Origin of the sequence: Chroococcus sp. FPU101, assembly GCF_017312365.1 — a bacterium.
In the GTDB taxonomy this organism is placed as follows: domain Bacteria; phylum Cyanobacteriota; class Cyanobacteriia; order Cyanobacteriales; family Microcystaceae; genus Chroococcus.
The window spans coordinates 21239-38253 of record NZ_BLJI01000038.1 but is presented as its reverse complement, the minus strand read 5'-3'; the positions used below and the strand labels follow the sequence as shown (position 1 = coordinate 38253).

Below are 17015 nucleotides of genomic sequence, written 5' to 3'. Positions count from 1 at the left end.
AGGTGATTGCTTCCCTTGTTGGATGGCAGTACATTCTGGAGGCTTTATCTGTAGCCAACATTTAATGAATTGGTATAATTTCTTCATAAAACTGACCATACTGCTTCGTCACAATTTTTTTTGATGATAAAAAAGATAGAAAATGGCTACGCTACAAATGTTCGCGCAGCCAAATGACCGCTCAATCTCAGAGACTACAATCCTATCGTTCCCGAAAATTTATTCAAAATCATCATGCGAGTCAATTAATTTTTGACTCAATTTAAAATCTGACCCAAGTAACAAATTTTAGCTCAGTTGAAAAACTCAAAAATAATCCTATTCTTCCATAAATGTTCTTACGGTGCCATCTGGACTTAAAACAAGACGTATTTGAGGATTTTCTGCTACTTCTAGAGGTGAAACAAAGGATTCTCCGATTAACGGGATATTAGTTCGGTCTACATAAATTTTAGACGCTTGACTTAGTGGAGTAATCCGACCAATTGAACCATCTTGATTAAGGAGTAAGCGATATTCTAATGTTTGATTGAGACTTTCTGGCGGTTTCCAACGCGCTTGAAAATATTGCCTCGCCTCACCAACTTGGGGAATGGTATCTAATAGAGAGGTTTTCGTTTGATTAGTTCCCGCACTATTAACTCTCGCAGTTTCAGCAGGGACAGAAGGCGATGCTAAAGGCGGTAACTCTGGTAAATTGGGTGGTGGTGGATTGGGATTAAAAGCTTGTGGTGAAACGTTTTGCGTCGCTTTTGGCGCAACAGCAGAAGGTAGAGGGGCGACTGTTGGTGATGGAACAGAAGAAAGATTATCTCTAGGAGTGATAATAATTGCGGTACTATTCGGCTGAGGAACAACAGGAGGCGGCGGAAGAACTGCCCTCGGCGGAATGACCACTGGAATTGATGGATTGCGGGGCGGTGGGGGGACGGCGACTACTGTCGATGGTGTGGGTAAGGGTTGGCGTTGCGCGAGTGTAGGCGGAACACTGGGCTTAGGAACAGGCGTACCAGTGGGTGGCGGTGGAACGGGTGGCAAAACATCTTTAACATTGGATTGTGAAGGTATAGGCTCATTTTCAACTTGATTGGCTGTTTTTTGCAGATTTTCTCGAATCTGAACACTTGCTAGTCCTACACCTAACGCGACAAGAAAAGTCGTAGCAGCCGTTCCTAACCAAGTTGCTGCGACTTGCTTTAATGAGGGTTTAGTGATCGCAGGCAAAATAGATACGTCTGTTCTATATTCTTCTAAGGCATTGGCTAAGTCATAGAGTTGAGAGGCATTTAGAATAATCGAAGCTTGAGGAGGTTCGACGATAAGAGAACCGAAAGACAATTCGTGTTTAAGTAGTCCTAAAGGCTGTAGAGAAGGTACAGACGGCAGGGTAATCGTTGATGGCGAGAGGATAGCTGTAGAATTAGTGGTCAAAGGTAAATGAGACGAAGAGGTTTTTAGAAAATTATGAATATAGTGATTGACGACATCGCTGAAGAGTTGCAGTTGTGTGCGATTACCTTTAACAACAATTTGGTCTTCCGTAGGTTTTCTAGGATCATCAAAGCGTAATTCAAATCCTAAATCTTTTACTCGATTTTGTCCCGTCCACAAGTATAGCGGAGAACGACGACCCGATAATTCTAGGGTACAGGTAGGGGGGGTATAACGACGAATCAGCACTTCTTGAGAAAACATAATGATATTAACGATAGGAATAATCTAGAAGGGCTAACCACAGACGGCGATGACCATTAGGACTACTGTAAAACAATAAATCCACTAACAGTTTAAAAGCTAATTGAGTTAGAGGTTCTGCCGTCATTTTTTCGCCTTCCTCTAGCCTTTCTTGATAGATTTGGCTAAAGTTGTCGAGGTAATCTCCTAGAAGAGACGCTTGTGAGGGTGGTTGATTTTGAGAGATCGTTTGTTCGAGTAAACCTACAGCCCGACGTAATAATTCTTGATGTTGTTGAGCTAGATAACCGATAATGAGAACCAGCGATCGTGCTTCTTCGACATCCATTTTTTTTCGTCCACCCGTACTTTTACGCAATGGATTAGACTGACGCAACCGCCACAATGCTACTCGATCTGCGATCACCTCTTCTAAGTTTAGCGCGTGGACGGCTTGTAAAATGCCATCTGAGCTAATCTCTGTCAACGCTTCTAAAGCCATTAGAATTAAGTCTAGATGGGCTTTTATATTATCTAAGTGTTGACTATCGGGAGGCTCGTTAAGAGGTAAATTATCCCAATTTCGGGCAGATGAAGGCGTTTTCACATCAGGAAGCATAAGTCAAGAAAAGGGCGAAAACAAAAAAAGACACAAAGAAGATGAATGATAGAGTGATTCTAACTGCGGAAGGCAGTTAGCCGCAAGCTGGAGGGGATATGTTCGCCGTCGCACGGCAGAGAACAGCTAACCTTTAATAGAGCTATTTTTCTCTTGGATCAACAGTAATACAATGGTTAAGACGGACTCATTTTTAATATTTTACCCATCTCTCTCCGTTGCTTACATCCTCCAATGAGTTTAGAATCAGTCGCCGACGCAGCTATTAAAGAAAATTTAGGTAAATTTTTAGTGGTTCTTTCTGTCTCTTTAAGTGTTGCCACTATCTCTAAAATATTTACTTGGTTTCGCCAAATTCCCTATACTCTGCTTTTGGTGATTGTCGGATTAGGGTTAGCATTTTTGGATATCCGTTTAGTTAATCTCTCACCTGGATTAATTCTAGAAATTTTTCTGCCTCCATTATTATTTGAGGCTGCTTGGAATACTCGATGGCGAGAATTAAAAGAAAATTGGTTACCCGTCAGTCTTTTTGCGATCATTGGCGTATTCATTTCGATGATTGGAGTCGGTTTTGCTTTAGATCAATTTACGTCTTTGTCTTTAGTGACTGCTTTATTAGTCGGAGCAAGTTTAGCTTCAACTGATCCTGTTGCTGTAGTTGCTTTATTTAAAGAGTTGGGTGCAAGTAATCGTTTATTAACCTTGATGGAAGGCGAAAGTTTATTCAATGATGGGGTAGCAGTTGTCGCGTTTTTGCTTTTAGCTGAAATGCCAGTCGGAGTTCATAATTTTACGCTTTCAGAAACTCTCAATCGTTTTTTAACTTATGTAGGTTTGGGCGTACTCATTGGGATTTTAATTGGTTTTGGTATTTCATATTTAACCCAAAGAATTGATGTTCCTTCGGTTGAACAATCTTTAACTTTAGTTTCAGCTTATGGTACCTATTTAGTTACTGAAGAATTAGGGGGTTCAGGTGTTATTAGTGTTGTTGTTGTTGGAATTATTTTAGGTAACTTTGGCTCACGGATTGGGATGAATCCTCGGACTCGCCAACTGGTAACAGAATTTTGGGAGTTTTTCGCTTTTTTTGTTAACTCAATTGTTTTTCTATTAATTGGTGATCAAGTAAAATTTTCTAGTTTAACTGATAATTTTAAAGTCATTGGAATTGCTATTTTTGCTGTTGTTCTAACTCGTTTTATTAGTATTTTTGGTTTAGCTTATTTAAGTAATTCTTTTGCTAAAACGAATATTGGATGGCGCGAACAAACAGTATTATGGTGGAGTGGTTTAAGGGGATCTGTTTCAGTGGCACTGGCTTTGAGTTTACCGATTATTGTTCCTGCACGACAAGAAATTATAGAAACGGTTTTTGGAGTTGTTTTATTTACATTATTGGTTCAAGGTTTATCAATTCAATGGTTATTAAATAAACTGAATTTGATTGGCGATCAACCACTAAGATTAGAATACTCAGAATTATTGGCTCAAAAAGTTGCTCTTAATCGTATTATTAATTATATGGAAACTCTCGATAAATCATCTGAGTTTAATGCTCAAGTTTATCAAGCAGAACAAGAATTAATCGAAAAACAATTGAAAAATGTTGAAGAAAAAATTAAAGATTTAACAACCGCAAATCCTCAACTTAAATTTTTACCAGTCGAACAATTACGAGAAACCTTATTAAATCTAGAAGCCGATACTTATGCTGAATTTATTCGCGCTGGTCGCATTAATCAAAATCCTAGATCTCTTCTTAAAGAAATGTTAGCTAAAAGTAGGGAAATAGATTTTAAAGAAGAAGAGATTCAAGAAGCGATTCAGGAAGTCATAAAACTAGAAGCCATTAAAGTAGAAGTTATTAAAGACGAAGATCTTTCAACCGCAATTAAAAACGAAATTAATTCATTACCTGAAACGACTAAATCTCCAGTAATAAACCTTGAATAATTTCTTATCATTTTTTAATGTCAGATCTCATTATTCGTTTACTACAAGAACAAGAATTAACCGAAGCTGACCAGATTTTCCGTCTAGCTTTCGGGACATTTATTGGTTTACCAGACCCGCGACAATTTGAGAGTAGTAAAGCTTATTTTTCTCATCGCTGGAAAACTGAACCTAGTGGGGCTTTGAAAGCCGAAATTAATCAGCAATTAGTCGGCTCAATTTTAGGAGTTCATTGGGGAAGTTTTGCTTATTTTGGCCCCTTAAGTGTTCATCCTAATTTTTGGGATAAAGGTATTGCTAAATCTTTGGTTGCGGCTATGATGAAACGATTTGAAGCATGGGGAATACAACAAGCAGGACTTTTTACCTTTCCTAATAGCGCAAAACATCACGGACTGTATCAAAAGTTTGGTTTTTATCCTCAGTTTCTTACCCCAGTCATGGCTAAATCAATACAACCGATTCAGTTAACTTTAACTCAATTGCGTTTTTCTCAAGTTCCCGAAGCAGAAAAATCCGCAATTCTTAAAGAAACTCAAAATCTAACTGATGCTATTTATGATGGATTAAACTTAAGCAAAGAAATTGAGGCGGTAGATAGTCTGAAATTAGGCGATACTGTAATGCTGTGGGATAATGACCGTTTGCTTGGTTTTGCGGTTTGTCACTGTGGTGCTGACACAGAAGCGGGTTACAACACTTGTTTTATTAAGTTTGGCGCAATTCGCCCCGGAAATCAATCACAAAAACACTTTGAACAATTAGTCAATTTATGCGAGGCGTTTGGTTTTGCACAAGGTCTGACCAAGTTACAAGCAGGGGTTAATACCAGTCGTTATCAAGCGTATCAGACAATGCTCAATCTTGGGTTCCGCACAGAAATTACAGGGGTAGCCATGCAAAAACCCAATAAATCTGGATTTAATCGACCAGATGTTTTTGTTCTCGATGATTGGCGTTAAAGATGACAAAATTCTTTGGTTAAAGACCAAATTTTTGTTGAAACATTCGTTAATGAGTGGTCGCTGTCTACTTCTACCAGTTTCACCCAAGGACGTTGTTTTGCGTAGTTTCGGCTAGACTGAATGGGAATTACTTCATCATTACGTCCATGAATGATTAGAGTTGGAACTTGTCGCTGTAGCTGTGCTTCGTCATACTGTTCGATATCTTGGACAAATGGGTAATGTAGAGGAAGCGATCGCATTTCTCCATAGTGATAAACTTTTAAATACCCTGAACTTTCCCACTCTTTCACCATATCGGTTCCAAGTCGGTTTAACCATTCCGATAAGAAACCGAATGCAGGTGCAAGCAAAACTAAGCGTTCAATTTGATGATATTTTCTGCTAAATAGGCCGCAGTTAAACCCCCAAAACTCGAACCAAGTAACGTTACTGGAGTGTCTAGAGGAAGAAGTTGAGAAATCTGTCTAATTTGCCGACTTAACGTTAAATGAGAAAAATCATTTTGATTAAAGTCTGGAATAATTAAAGAATGATTCAATTCTGAAAAACGCTCGTTGATATACTGGGCTTTGGCAGAATTGGGACTCGATGCAAAGCCGTGTAAGTAAATGTACTGAGTTTTCACAAGAAATTGAGTTTAAATCTTAAATCTAATTACTTTTCTTCATCAATATCAATCGTTTGACTCGGAGAAGCTTTATACAATGCGTCTAGCTGCTGACGTGCATCTTCTACACTAACCGAACGCATTACTAATAAAGGTTCATTAATGGGTACTCCTCTGTCATCGAGTAATTCTGGATGAGGCACACCTCTGGAACCGTACATATTCGATTTTCCTCTTGAGGAGGGGCGTTGAGAATCCATACTCACCGTAATCAGACTACGAATCAAATTACTGATGGTCAAAAAAGCAATAATTGTAAAAGCAAAAATGTAAATCAGGTGTAACATCGATCTTTCCTCCGTGAGACTTGTGTATCTAAACTTAAAATTTTAAGAAAAAGATTTATGATCTTAGCTTACCTTTTCTGTCGAAAATGAGAGTAAAGGATTTTTAGGCTTGTCCATCGCGGTTTAAGGAACGCCATTTAAGCGACACTTGCCAACACTGGGCTACCAAGTTATGCCAAGGTAATAAAACACTGGTTTCAATCCCTGCTTGCTCTCCAACAGCTTTAAACAACAGTTGTGCGGTCGATACCTCTTGTTGTGCCTGTTTGACTCGTTCTAATAAATCAGCTTGCTCCTCTGGGGTTAAAAAACTAATCTCTTCTGATTCTAATAAAACTAGCGCATTCATAAACCAATACTGAAAGTCATCTAATAAAGGCTCTAGTACAGTTTTGAGCAGTTCGTTGTTAGGCGGTTGAGAGTTGAACATTGTTTTTTGAAATTTTTGAGGCCTTACTTTATCTTAGCGTTATTTACATTTCTTCATAATTATTGTGATGAAATATTAAGAAAGACAAGTCAAAAGATAGATTAAAGTCATCTAACCTAAAAACACGTTGTAAAAATAAAAATTATTTAACTTCTCGTTGATATTGAGGACGACAAGGAGAACCCCAAGCGACTTGTTGTGACGGAATATCGCTAAAAACACTACTTCTAGCCCCAATCACCGCATTAGCTCCAATTTTGACCCCTGGCCCAATAAAACAATCTGTAGCGACCCAAGCACCATTACCAATCCTAATCGGAGCCGTAATTAAACTAAAAGCAACATCTTTAAGATCATGACTTCCCGTACACAGATAAGTCTTTTGGGAAATCACACAATGAGAACCGATCGCAATCTCATCTAAACTATAAAACACCACATCATCACCAATCCAACTGTAATCATCAATGCTAACTTTCCAAGGATAGGTAATCCGAGCCGTTGGACGAATTTTAACTCCTTTGCCAATTTTTGCGCCAAATTTCCGCAAAATCAGACAACGCAACTCATCCATATTATGTAGACTCAAGGAAAAAACGATCGCTTGAACCAGCCACCAAATTAAAATAAACCATCCCTGGCGACCCCGATCAAAACCAGATTGGTTATACTGACGTAAATCGACCAAAGGAATCATTTTAAGATCGGGATCAGAGTTCAGGTTAGAGTTCATTGTTAAGATAGTTTAGCGGGCTCTTTAGTAATCGCTCCAGATAAAGACTTTTCAGTTGGAACGGGTTGATTTAAGCGACCGCCAAACTGACGGAGTTCATCTAATTTTACGCCAATTTGATACTCATACTGACTCAAGAGACGAGCATAGGTATAACCCGGTTTTCCGTCTAAAAAACCAAGACGAATAAAATAGAAAAGAACAAAACGGAGAAGGGGTTTTAATGGTAATCTGACCCAAATTCTCTTTAAATAACGTTTGCGTTGTACTGAGTCACCAAATAAATTCGCTCCAATGGTGCCGTTATCACTATTATCGGTCAGTAAATTGTAATAGACTCTGGCTTCCCAATTAGAATAACGATTATGACGTGCTAACCAGTGATAAATATCTCTAAAATCGATGTGTAGCATATCATTTTTCAGATATCCGACTTGACCATCGAGGATCACGTGTTCGTGAACTTCATTATCCCCTGTATTGGGAATATCTTCGGTTTTTAAATTCTCGTAGCGTCCGAGGCGATGTTTAAATAGACGTAAGTTCCAATCAGGATATTTTCCTCCATGACGAATCCATTTACCCAAGAAAAAGACACGACGATTGAGATAATAGCCTGCATAGTTAGGATCTTGAATACGAACCGCGATTTCATCCCATAATTCGGGGGTAATTCGTTCATCACAGTCAACGATTAAAACCCAATCATTGCGGAAAGGAAGATTATCAAGTGACCAGTTTTTCTTTTTGGGCCAACCCCCTTTAAAATAGAATTGAACGACTTTTGCGCCATAGCTTTCGCAAATTTCAACTGAGCGATCGCTACTTTGAGAATCGATTACAAAAACTTCATCAGCCCTTGTGACACTTTCTAAACAAGCAGGAAGGTTATATTCTTCATCTTTAGCTGGAATTAGAACCGAGACAGGAATTTTTTCTAATTGGCTATACATGGGTAAAAAGGAGTTAGAGGTTTTGGTAGCCTGTTTCTTAAACTTTTAATTTGAAAAACAGATGCAAAAAAAAGTCTAAGAATTTTTTTTCGATCTTACTATACTTTTAAGATTAGTAAAGACCATACTCTATACTTTTACTTTTCGCTCAAAGCCATGAATCTAAATCAGCAAATTATTCTAATCACAGGGCCAGCCCGTTCTGGGAAGAGTGAATGGGCTGAATTTCTAGCAAAAAAGATGAATCAACCTGTTACTTATGTTGCTACAGCACAACGTGATCCTAATGACTTAGAATGGCAAGTTAGAATTAATCAACATCAAATTAGACGGCCTGACGATTGGAAGACGGTAGAAGTTCCTTTTGATTTAGTCTCTTTGCTCGCGCTTACAGTTTCCTCTGATTGTTTATTAATAGATTCTTTAGGAACTTGGGTAGCTAATTTTTTAGAGCAAGACGAACTAAGTTGGCAAACCATTCAAAATGATTTACTGTTGACTCTCCAACAAATCTCATCAAAAGTTATTTTTGTGGCTGAAGAAACGGGATGGGGTATCGTTCCCTCCTATGCAAGTGGCCGTTTATTTCGAGATAGATTAGGCACTCTGACGCGCAAAATAAGTATAATTGCTCATTCGGTTTATTTAGTGACAGGTGGCTATGTTTTAAACCTTAGCGAATTAGGTCAGCCATTACCTTCAAACTAATTAGGTTTCATCGCAGTTAAGGTTACCTGCTGATAATAATGCGTCAAAATTTGATCGTAAGGCACACCTTGTAAGGATAAATAATAAGCCCCCCATTGACTTAAACCTATGCCATGACCATAGCCTCTGCCTTTAAATTCAACCATATTATCTTGAACAGAAACCGTGAACAGGGTACTGCGAAGGTCTAACACTTTTCGGACTTGACTATCATCGATTAATTTAGAACCTTTAGCACCAATGACTTTTAGGGTAATAATTCGCCCATTGGGGGTAATTCTTTCGGGAACAAAGGTTTTTACAGTACCAACGCCCAAAAGCGAACCAACTTCATTGATATTAAACGTTTTCGTCCATTGATAAACAGGAGCAGTTTGATCGTAATCAACCACACCTCTTAAATAGGGTAATGCCGAACTCCATACATCCTCAACATTTTCTGTATGACCACCCGATGAGGAATGAAACACCGCTAAAATCGCCTTACCATTATAGGTGAGGATTTGTCCTGCGGTTTGGTTAACCGCCTCATGGGTACTTAAATATTCAGTTTCTAAGCCTTTGTATACTTGAGTTTGAACGGTGGTATCGAGATCATAAAATCGATTTCCTCCCGTCGAACTTTTATTTAAAGCATAGGTACGGGCGGCTACTGCTTGCGCTTTGAGTGCTTCTAGAGGCCATGTTGCGATCGCTTCTGAACCGACAACACTATATAAATATGACTCTAAATCGACTAAATTAAGGGCGGTGACCCCTTTTCCTTGTATCATTAAGCGAGTTCGGCCGCGATACCAACGATTACCAATCCATACATAACCATCGTTGCTCGGTTCAATCACTAATTGTTGAGATGTAAATTGTTGAATTGCTACGCTGTTGGTTTTTGGTTGGGCAACAAAAGGACTCATCGCGGTTAGTTTTCCTAATGTTCTGCCTGTCCCATCTTTTATTAACGCATCTGTGGAACTGCCGACACTAACTTGATTAGCTGCTTTAACTATAGCAACTCTTAATTCTGTAGCCGCTTGAACAGGTGCAATAACAAGCATCCATAATAGCACCGTCAGCCATCCGTACTTTTTAGAAACAAAAAAGCAAAATGTTTCTTGCCAAGACATCATGAGACTATCTCCTCACACTCCCTAATAATTCTACGTTCAAAGTTGGGTTTTTGCCAAAAGATGAGCCAGTTATTGTTCTGGCGGTGATCTAAGATTTTTGAGAGCTTATATTTAAAAAATTCCCTAACATCACTTGAAACTAACACCTGAGCATTTTGCTTTTGTTAAATATTATCTTGATGGGTTAAGCAACTTCCCCTAGACAGAAAATTGTTTCATCATAAGGCTTAAGCTTCAAATAACATTTTTAGGATACAATCAAAACGGAAAGTTTCACGGCATCAGCTTGTCTAGTTAATTAACTATAAGCTGAATCGCATCAATCAGTGCAAAATATCGCTTTTTTTGAGCAATTAGAGAGGATAGAACATGGCTTATAAACTTCCTGCACTACCTTATGAATACACAGCCCTAGAGCCTTATATCTCAAAGAGTACGCTGGAGTTTCATCACGATAAACACCATGCGGCTTATGTGAATAACTATAACAACGCAGTCGCTGGCACGGATCTAGACTCTAAATCAATTGAAGAGGTCATCAAAGCGATCGCTGGAGATGCTTCTAAGTCTGGTTTGTTTAATAATGCGGCTCAAGCTTGGAATCATACATTTTATTGGAATTGCATGAAATCGGGTGGCGGGGGTCAGCCGACGGGTGCTTTAGCTGATAAAATTAATGCTGATTTCGGTAGCTACGACAACTTTGTTGAAGAGTTTAAAAAAGCGGGTGCTACTCAATTTGGTAGTGGTTGGGCTTGGTTAGTTCTTGATAATGGAACTCTTAAAGTCACCAAAACCTCAAATGCGGATAATCCTCTAACAGCAGGACAAATTCCTTTACTAACGATGGATGTTTGGGAACACGCGTACTATATTGATTATCAAAATCGTCGTCCTGATTATATCGGTGATTTTGTTAGTTCTTTAATTAACTGGGATTTTGTCGCAGAAAATTACGCTGCTGCTGCCTAAAGTTCCATTTTTGGCGTAGAGACGGGCCATGGCAAGGGGCTGTGTCTGCTACGTCCCTCTGAAATGGAGGGGCTTTCTTTTTGGCAAACCTGCGCAGACTTGATAAGCCCCACACGTCTCTACAAATTCTCATCGATTTCTGCAAGATGTTCAGCAACTGATTGATAGAGTTCTAAAACATGATGATCTTGTAAACGATAGAAGACTTTACGCCCTCTTTTTTGATAACTGACTAAACGCATTGCTTTGAGGGTTCGCAGTTGATGAGAAACGGCTGATTCACCCATCCCCAAAATCGCCGCTAAATCACACACACAGTGTTCATTTTTGGCTAAAACTGACAAAATTCTTAAACGGTTAGTATCTCCTAGTAAACTGAAAAATTCAGCCATACTTTGGGCTTGCTCAGATGTTAAGATTTGATTTTTAATTTGATTCAAGTTATCGGCTTCTAGAAAACAATGAGACTGACATTGATCAGTACTAATGGCTTCTGTGACCAAATTAAGAGCAGATTTCATTAAAATATTTTTTGCGATCGTTATATTTTTATTATACTCAGAGCAATTAAGAGAGATGGGTTAAGGCAGCTTGAACATTTTGCCGTACTGAGTGAGCCGAAATTTGTAAGGCGTTTCTTTCTTCGTCGCTCAGATTGACTTCTAAAATCGATTCTACGCCCCGACAACCTAAACGACAGGGGACACCCAAAAAGATATCTTTTAAGCCGTATTCGCCATCTAAATAGGCAGCAGCAGGCAACAAACGAGATTGATTGCGTAAAATTGCCTCGATCATCACACAAGCTGAAGAAGCAGGAGCATAATAAGCTCCACCTGTTTGAAGTAATTTAACAATTTCTGCGCCACCATTACGAGTCCGTTCGACAAGACGGTTAATCGTGGTTTCATCCATTAATTCAGTGATGGGAACTCCACTAACGGTACAATACCGAGGTAAGGGTAACATCAAATCCCCATGACCTCCTAATACCATTGCATGAACGTCGGCAGCTAAAACACCCAGTTCCATCGCTATAAATGTTTGTAAACGCGATGAATCTAAAACTCCTGCCATTCCTATGACTCGTTGTGGAGGTAATTTGATAGTCTGCCAAACTAAATAAGTCATGACATCGAGGGGATTGGTAATAACTACAAAAATCGCATCAGGAGAATAAGTAAAGGCTCTTTGTGCTGCTTCAACGACAATTTTAGCATTGACATTCATCAAATCATCTCGCGTCATTCCTGGTTTTCGCGCTAAACCAGCAGTAATAACAACAATATTAGAGCCTGCGGTATCGGTGTAGTCATTGGTACCAATTACTTGACTATCGTGTAATTGTATGCCCTGAGCTTCCATTAAATCAAGAGCAACACCTTGGGGTAATCCTTCAACAATATCCAAGAGAACGACATCGGCTAAATTTTTTTCGGCTATACGTTGTGCAAGTGTTCTACCCACATTTCCTGCACCAATCACAGAAACAAGCGGTGATTGACAAGGAATTATTAAATTAGACATTTTGAGTTATTCACTTAATCTTTTACGCATTATTAAGCAATTGCGCTGATCCTCTAGACGAATATATTGTAAATCATCCATCAGTGCATTCATAAAAATTAATCCGCGATCGCCTTCTTTTTCTAAAGGATCTACGGAACTATTTTGTAATTCTGCTAGTTTTTGATAAAGATCAAAGGGTTTGCCAAAATTCCAAAGTCGCATTTCAAGCAGATTGGAAAATAAGGTTAACTCAATATCTATGGGAGTTTCTGGGGGTAAATCATCATGAGCATAGCGTACTGTATTTGTAAATCCTTCGGCTAATGCGAGTTTACATTGCCAAATGAGGGCTTTAGGTGTTAGATGTTCGGTCTGTTGCTCAAACCATTGTAAAACTGGAATTAATGCTTCTAATTCTGTATTCACTCGCAAACGAAAAATTTGCGGGTTTAGCTCATTGTTCGAGTTGCTGTTTTCAAAACGCTCCACTATTTTTATTAAATAAAATCAAAATGGTTTTCAAAATAAGCTTTAAATCATACATCAGACTCCAGTTTTCTTGATATTTAAGATCAAGTTGAATCACATCCTCAAAGTTTTTGACCTTTGAACGTCCGTTGACTTGCCATTCCCCAGTCATCCCTGGTTTAACATTAAGTCGTCTCCATTGAGGAACATCATATTTATCTACCTCATCGGGTGTTGGTGGACGAGTTCCAACTAAACTCATTTCACCTTTTAAAACATTCCAAAACTGAGGCAGTTCATCGAGACTGGTGCGACGCAAAAAGCGACCGACTTTAGTAATTCGGGGATCATTCTGATTTTTAAAAATTGCGCCTTCTGCTTGATTAGGAATTTGTTGCCTGAGTGCTTCTGCGTTTATACACATTGAGCGAAATTTGATAATTTTAAAAGGTTTTCCTAACCAACCATAACGAGTTTGCCAGAAAAAAATCGGGCCAGGACTATCTAGCTTAATTGCGATCGCCATTGGCAGTAAAATCAATCCAGTAATTCCTAGACCAACGATACTACCGACAATATCCAATAAACGTTTTACCCAACTTTTGACAGAAGGATGAGTTTCTGGGAGTGGCAGTTCTGATTTACTTGATTCGGTATGAGTTGGGGGGGGATTTTGAATCGTGAAAATCTGATCTAAACTCGTTAACGATAAAACACCCATTACTAGAGGATTGACGTTATAGAAAATTAAGTTAATCTGCTTGGATTTTGCCGCCTTAAAATTATGGACTAATACACCAACACCACTACTATCGATAAATGCAGTTGTACTAAAGTCTAATGTAATTAAACGAGGTGGAGAAGCTTGAGCGATCAATTGGCCAAAGGTCTGCTTAAATTGAACTGCTTCTAGAACGGTTAAGCGTTCTGGCATATAGATCACCGAGTGATCGTACGAAACAGTTACAGGGAAATCGATTTCGGGTAGTTGCGAAGCCATTAAAGACAAAAAAATAGTGTTTACTTAAAAAAGGTTCCCGTTTATTAAACATTTACTATAAATGTTTACAATATTTTTTTAATTATTCCAAGTCTTTTTAGTTACCAATTCAGATATCAGGACTTTTAGGACTCTGATAAGTGACCTGATACTGAACGGTGACTGAAGGGTCAACTGTCAAACTCCGATTAAATCGAAATAGGTCGATCAGTTTGCTGCATTTGAGATTTTGCTTTTGAAGCACTTCGTCTGAGGGCTTGTAAACGGGCTTCATAGCGTTTTTTTTGACGACGGTTAGGAGTTTGTTCAATTAGGGTTTTAAAGGCACTTCCTAGGCTCTTGTAGGCATTAGGAAGCGTATAACCGAAGCGGGTTGCTAGTGCGATCGCTTTTTCGTCAGCTTCAAGGGAATCTTTGAGAGTGCGATCGCCATTATTTTTTTGCCACAGACGATAGCCAGAAATCCCACATAATCCCATTGCTAATAACAACAATAAGCCATCCTGTACCCATAATTCACCGACTGCACCCCCTAAACCAATGGCTAGGGCTGCCATTTCCCAACCCTCTCTAGGAATAGTATCATTTTGGATTCGGGCGACTTCGTGCCAGAATAATAAATTACGTTGATCAATTGCTAAGTTTTCCCAACGAGCGAGATCGACTTGGATTTCGATTTCATCTCGACCAATTTCTTCAGAACGAAGTAAAGGAGGATTGACTTCTGTTGTTCCTTCTACCGTGACCCAACTTTGTAACTCAGGAGGGAGTAAGGTTTTTAACCGCCGAAGTTCACTCATTTCGGCTCTAGCCGAAGCAGTTGTATAGGAGGTCATATATTTACCCAATTCACATCAATATATACGCATTCTAGATCGGATCATCGATCATCGCAGGCTTGAGTTAGACTACAAGATCAATTTGAAATATATATCCTATCAAGTTTTATGGAAAGAGGTCTTTTATGGTTACCTCTCCTTGCTATTTTTTTTGGTTTAGCCTGGAGTGGCTGGAATGAGTATCAAAAGGTAGAAGGTTATCGTCTTTGGGCCCAAGAATTTGAAAATGCTAAATATGATGTTCTATCAGTTCTAGGGGTACAAGCTCAACAAATTACTTTTGGTACACCTCGTCGTCAAGGTTTAATTGAGCGACAAACTTTTTCTTTAGATGATATTGCAGAGATTCGTCTACTGGTGAATGCTCAAAGTGTTGATTTAGCCAATTTACCCAATAAAGGAAAAGCGTTTATTGAATTTCTGGGTAAAGATCAAGCTACTTCTTATCGAGTTCCTTTTACTAATATTGAGCTTGCCGCAAAATGGACAGATTATTTACAAAAGAAATTATAAGTAGTGGTTTAGTCTTTTTACTCAATAGACTGATCTCGCAAATCACGAAGAATTGTTAAGATATATTAAGCAATCTGATTCTGATTTCAATCTTGTGAATACTACTATCCTCTATTCAACATTTTTTCTGACTCTACTGATGTTTATCGGTTTATTCTTTTTTATCCGTGCCTCAGTCAAAGAACGAACCGAAAAACTTACCTTAATGGCGGAAATATCCGAAGATTCTCTATTATCACAACTAAAAACCTATTTTGCTCAACGTGCCTATCAAGTACAATCGATTAATGCGGAAGATAATCAAGTCACATTCCAAGGTATGGTGCGTCCTAGTTGGTTTTTAGCAATATTTTTAAGTATATTAGCGGCTGTTGGTTTTTTTTGCCTCAGTTTAGTGATTACTTATTTATCTCCCGCTTTCTCTCCTTGGATACTGGTTATTACTCTTTTATCTCCAGGTGCAGGTCTATATTATTGGAAAAAAGCGGGACGTTTAGAAAAAATATCTTTAAAACTAGAACCAATTCCTTTATCTGAAATTGAAGAACAAACTTGCATTACAGTCATCGGTCATCGGGATGAGTTAAGCGAATTGCAGCAAGCGTTATCTTTAAAATTAGTATCATAAACCCCACAAAGGCGAGAGCATGGAAACAACAACATTAGGAAAAAATGGCCCATCAGTGACGGCTTTAGGAATAGGTGCTTGGTCGTGGGGCGATCGGTTATTCTGGGATTATGGTAAGTCCTATGGCGAAAAAGAAGTAGAAGAAGCTTTTCTTTCGACCATCAACGCGGGAATTACTTTTTTTGATACGGCAGAAATTTACGGTCTCGGTGAATCAGAACGCTTAATCGGTCGTTTTTTAAAAAATACTTCTACTAAAGTCGATATTGCGACGAAATACGGCCCATTACCTTGGCGTTTCGGTGCCGATGCAGTGCATCAAGCGATTACCAATAGTTTACAACGTTTACAGTTAGAAAAAGTCGTATTATATCAAGTTCACTGGCCATTTACTTTTCTGATGAGTCAAGAAACCTTGATGAATGCCTTAGCTGATGAAGTCCAACGCGGTAGAATAGAAGCGATCGGAGTCAGTAATTATTCGGCATCACAAATGCGTCATGCTCATGACATCCTGAAAAAAAGAGATATACCCGTAGCCGTTAATCAGGTACAGTACTCTTTATTGTCTCGCAAAATAGAAAGCCAAGGAGTTAGTAATACTGCCCGTGAATTAGGAATTACAATACTAGCCTATAGTCCTCTGGCACAAGGTTTACTCACAGGAAAATATACCCCAGAAAAAACACCAGAAGGTGCAAGAAAGCTAGATAATCGTTTTAGTACTCAAGGTTTAGAAAAAATTGCTCCCGTATTAGATTTATTACGTCAATATGGGGAAAAATATCAAAAAACGCCTGCACAAGTTGCCCTAAATTGGTTAATTGCACAAGGCGATGTAATACCTATTCCTGGTGCAAAAAATGCTCAACAGGCGATACAAAATGCAGGTGCTTTAGGATGGCGACTAAGTGCTGATGAGGTTCAGCACTTAGAAAAAGTGAGCCGCCCTTGGTTATAGTTT

21 protein-coding genes are annotated in these 17015 nt (G+C 38.8%); 7 read left to right on the top strand and 14 right to left on the bottom strand.

Going from position 1 to position 17015, the window contains the following annotated elements:
* Positions 1-318: 318 nt before the first annotated feature.
* Both CFPU101_RS21580 and CFPU101_RS21575 read right to left on the bottom strand, forming a co-directional pair.
* Positions 319-1695, bottom strand: a complete 1377-nt coding sequence (locus CFPU101_RS21580; protein WP_206817461.1) for a DUF4335 domain-containing protein — start codon at positions 1693-1695, stop codon at positions 319-321.
* A 7-nt stretch (positions 1696-1702) separates the two neighbouring features.
* Positions 1703-2293: a DUF3038 domain-containing protein gene (locus CFPU101_RS21575; protein ID WP_206817459.1), complete on the bottom strand. Its 591-nt coding sequence runs from the start codon at positions 2291-2293 to the stop codon at positions 1703-1705.
* Positions 2294-2527: 234 nt separating this feature from the next.
* Between CFPU101_RS21575 and CFPU101_RS21570 the strand changes: the two genes are divergently transcribed.
* Both CFPU101_RS21570 and CFPU101_RS21565 read left to right on the top strand, forming a co-directional pair.
* Positions 2528-4252, top strand: a complete 1725-nt coding sequence (locus tag CFPU101_RS21570; RefSeq protein WP_206817457.1) for a sodium:proton antiporter — start codon at positions 2528-2530, stop codon at positions 4250-4252.
* A 17-nt stretch (positions 4253-4269) separates the two neighbouring features.
* Positions 4270-5214: a GNAT family N-acetyltransferase gene (locus CFPU101_RS21565; RefSeq protein ID WP_206817455.1), complete on the top strand. Its 945-nt coding sequence runs from the start codon at positions 4270-4272 to the stop codon at positions 5212-5214.
* On the opposite strand, the gene CFPU101_RS26380 is transcribed toward CFPU101_RS21565, so the two are convergent.
* The 6 genes from CFPU101_RS26380 to CFPU101_RS21540 all read right to left on the bottom strand — a co-directional run bounded on the left by CFPU101_RS26380 (position 5211) and on the right by CFPU101_RS21540 (position 8290).
* Complete coding sequence (locus tag CFPU101_RS26380; RefSeq protein WP_374191984.1) at positions 5211-5570, bottom strand: YqiA/YcfP family alpha/beta fold hydrolase; 360 nt, start codon at positions 5568-5570, stop codon at positions 5211-5213. The genes CFPU101_RS21565 and CFPU101_RS26380 overlap by 4 nt on opposite strands.
* Positions 5571-5572: 2 nt before the next feature.
* Positions 5573-5845, bottom strand: coding sequence for a YqiA/YcfP family alpha/beta fold hydrolase (locus CFPU101_RS26375; RefSeq protein WP_374191983.1), 273 nt, complete (start codon positions 5843-5845; stop codon positions 5573-5575).
* A gap of 29 nt (positions 5846-5874) precedes the next feature.
* Positions 5875-6174, bottom strand: a complete 300-nt coding sequence (locus tag CFPU101_RS21555) for a DUF2973 domain-containing protein (RefSeq protein WP_206817453.1) — start codon at positions 6172-6174, stop codon at positions 5875-5877.
* A 103-nt stretch (positions 6175-6277) separates the two neighbouring features.
* Positions 6278-6604, bottom strand: coding sequence for a DUF2605 domain-containing protein (locus CFPU101_RS21550; protein WP_206817451.1), 327 nt, complete (start codon positions 6602-6604; stop codon positions 6278-6280).
* 142 nt (positions 6605-6746) lie between these two features.
* On the bottom strand, positions 6747-7337 hold the full coding sequence (hpsU, locus tag CFPU101_RS21545) for a hormogonium polysaccharide biosynthesis acetyltransferase HpsU (protein WP_206817449.1): 591 nt from the start codon (positions 7335-7337) through the stop codon (positions 6747-6749).
* 2 nt (positions 7338-7339) lie between these two features.
* Complete coding sequence (locus CFPU101_RS21540) at positions 7340-8290, bottom strand: glycosyltransferase family 2 protein (RefSeq protein ID WP_206817448.1); 951 nt, start codon at positions 8288-8290, stop codon at positions 7340-7342.
* 156 nt (positions 8291-8446) lie between these two features.
* Here CFPU101_RS21540 and cobU point away from each other — a divergent pair, with 156 nt between their 5' ends.
* Positions 8447-8998: a bifunctional adenosylcobinamide kinase/adenosylcobinamide-phosphate guanylyltransferase gene (cobU, locus tag CFPU101_RS21535; protein WP_206817446.1), complete on the top strand. Its 552-nt coding sequence runs from the start codon at positions 8447-8449 to the stop codon at positions 8996-8998.
* On the opposite strand, the gene CFPU101_RS21530 is transcribed toward cobU, so the two are convergent.
* Positions 8995-10122 carry a SpoIID/LytB domain-containing protein gene (locus tag CFPU101_RS21530; protein ID WP_206817444.1) on the bottom strand — a complete coding sequence of 376 codons (1128 nt, stop codon included), beginning with the start codon at positions 10120-10122 and terminating at the stop codon, positions 8995-8997. The genes cobU and CFPU101_RS21530 overlap by 4 nt on opposite strands.
* Positions 10123-10491: 369 nt before the next feature.
* Between CFPU101_RS21530 and CFPU101_RS21525 the strand changes: the two genes are divergently transcribed.
* Complete coding sequence (locus CFPU101_RS21525) at positions 10492-11094, top strand: superoxide dismutase (protein WP_206817442.1); 603 nt, start codon at positions 10492-10494, stop codon at positions 11092-11094.
* Between the two features lie 119 nt (positions 11095-11213).
* Here the strand turns inward: CFPU101_RS21525 and CFPU101_RS21520 are convergent, their stop codons facing one another.
* From CFPU101_RS21520 to CFPU101_RS21500, 5 genes are all read right to left on the bottom strand, one after another.
* Positions 11214-11615, bottom strand: coding sequence for a metalloregulator ArsR/SmtB family transcription factor (locus CFPU101_RS21520; protein WP_206817441.1), 402 nt, complete (start codon positions 11613-11615; stop codon positions 11214-11216).
* Between the two features lie 46 nt (positions 11616-11661).
* Positions 11662-12621, bottom strand: coding sequence for a malate dehydrogenase (gene mdh, locus CFPU101_RS21515; RefSeq protein ID WP_206817440.1), 960 nt, complete (start codon positions 12619-12621; stop codon positions 11662-11664).
* Between the two features lie 6 nt (positions 12622-12627).
* Entirely contained in the window at positions 12628-13092 is a 465-nt protein-coding gene (locus CFPU101_RS21510; RefSeq protein WP_242578152.1) for an ATP-binding protein, read from the bottom strand.
* Positions 13079-14071 (bottom strand): exopolysaccharide biosynthesis polyprenyl glycosylphosphotransferase, encoded by a 993-nt coding sequence (locus CFPU101_RS21505; RefSeq protein ID WP_206817439.1) that lies wholly within the window; start codon positions 14069-14071, stop codon positions 13079-13081. The genes CFPU101_RS21510 and CFPU101_RS21505 overlap by 14 nt, the downstream gene beginning before the upstream one ends.
* A 188-nt stretch (positions 14072-14259) precedes the next feature.
* Positions 14260-14907 carry a DUF3318 domain-containing protein gene (locus CFPU101_RS21500; RefSeq protein ID WP_206817438.1) on the bottom strand — a complete coding sequence of 216 codons (648 nt, stop codon included), beginning with the start codon at positions 14905-14907 and terminating at the stop codon, positions 14260-14262.
* Between the two features lie 111 nt (positions 14908-15018).
* On the opposite strand from CFPU101_RS21500, the gene CFPU101_RS21495 reads away from it, so the two are divergent.
* The 3 genes from CFPU101_RS21495 to CFPU101_RS21485 all read left to right on the top strand — a co-directional run bounded on the left by CFPU101_RS21495 (position 15019) and on the right by CFPU101_RS21485 (position 17012).
* Positions 15019-15423 (top strand): hypothetical protein, encoded by a 405-nt coding sequence (locus CFPU101_RS21495; protein ID WP_206817437.1) that lies wholly within the window; start codon positions 15019-15021, stop codon positions 15421-15423.
* Between the two features lie 94 nt (positions 15424-15517).
* A complete protein-coding gene (locus CFPU101_RS21490) occupies positions 15518-16051 on the top strand; it encodes a cofactor assembly of complex C subunit B (RefSeq protein ID WP_206817436.1) in 534 nt (177 codons plus the stop codon).
* A gap of 19 nt (positions 16052-16070) precedes the next feature.
* The gene (locus CFPU101_RS21485) at positions 16071-17012 is read left to right on the top strand and encodes an aldo/keto reductase (protein WP_206817434.1); all 942 of its coding nucleotides are present in this window, start codon (positions 16071-16073) and stop codon (positions 17010-17012) included.
* Positions 17013-17015: the final 3 nt, after the last annotated feature.

Excerpts from the sequence above, each read along its gene's own strand:
- CFPU101_RS21485 (WP_206817434.1), top strand. The coding sequence starts at position 16,071 with ATGGAAACAACAACATTAGGAAAAAATGGCCCATCAGTGACGGCTTTA.
- mdh (WP_206817440.1), bottom strand. The coding sequence starts at position 12,621 with ATGTCTAATTTAATAATTCCTTGTCAATCACCGCTTGTTTCTGTGATT.
- hpsU (WP_206817449.1), bottom strand. The coding sequence starts at position 7,337 with ATGAACTCTAACCTGAACTCTGATCCCGATCTTAAAATGATTCCTTTG.
- CFPU101_RS21495 (WP_206817437.1), top strand. The coding sequence starts at position 15,019 with ATGGAAAGAGGTCTTTTATGGTTACCTCTCCTTGCTATTTTTTTTGGT.
- CFPU101_RS21500 (WP_206817438.1), bottom strand. The coding sequence starts at position 14,907 with ATGACCTCCTATACAACTGCTTCGGCTAGAGCCGAAATGAGTGAACTT.
- CFPU101_RS21505 (WP_206817439.1), bottom strand. The coding sequence starts at position 14,071 with ATGGCTTCGCAACTACCCGAAATCGATTTCCCTGTAACTGTTTCGTAC.
- CFPU101_RS21575 (WP_206817459.1), bottom strand. The coding sequence starts at position 2,293 with ATGCTTCCTGATGTGAAAACGCCTTCATCTGCCCGAAATTGGGATAAT.
- CFPU101_RS21570 (WP_206817457.1), top strand. The coding sequence starts at position 2,528 with ATGAGTTTAGAATCAGTCGCCGACGCAGCTATTAAAGAAAATTTAGGT.
- CFPU101_RS21540 (WP_206817448.1), bottom strand. The coding sequence starts at position 8,290 with ATGTATAGCCAATTAGAAAAAATTCCTGTCTCGGTTCTAATTCCAGCT.
- CFPU101_RS21525 (WP_206817442.1), top strand. The coding sequence starts at position 10,492 with ATGGCTTATAAACTTCCTGCACTACCTTATGAATACACAGCCCTAGAG.
- CFPU101_RS21550 (WP_206817451.1), bottom strand. The coding sequence starts at position 6,604 with ATGTTCAACTCTCAACCGCCTAACAACGAACTGCTCAAAACTGTACTA.
- CFPU101_RS21520 (WP_206817441.1), bottom strand. The coding sequence starts at position 11,615 with ATGAAATCTGCTCTTAATTTGGTCACAGAAGCCATTAGTACTGATCAA.
- CFPU101_RS21555 (WP_206817453.1), bottom strand. The coding sequence starts at position 6,174 with ATGTTACACCTGATTTACATTTTTGCTTTTACAATTATTGCTTTTTTG.
- CFPU101_RS21565 (WP_206817455.1), top strand. The coding sequence starts at position 4,270 with ATGTCAGATCTCATTATTCGTTTACTACAAGAACAAGAATTAACCGAA.
- CFPU101_RS21580 (WP_206817461.1), bottom strand. The coding sequence starts at position 1,695 with ATGTTTTCTCAAGAAGTGCTGATTCGTCGTTATACCCCCCCTACCTGT.
- CFPU101_RS21530 (WP_206817444.1), bottom strand. The coding sequence starts at position 10,122 with ATGATGTCTTGGCAAGAAACATTTTGCTTTTTTGTTTCTAAAAAGTAC.
- cobU (WP_206817446.1), top strand. The coding sequence starts at position 8,447 with ATGAATCTAAATCAGCAAATTATTCTAATCACAGGGCCAGCCCGTTCT.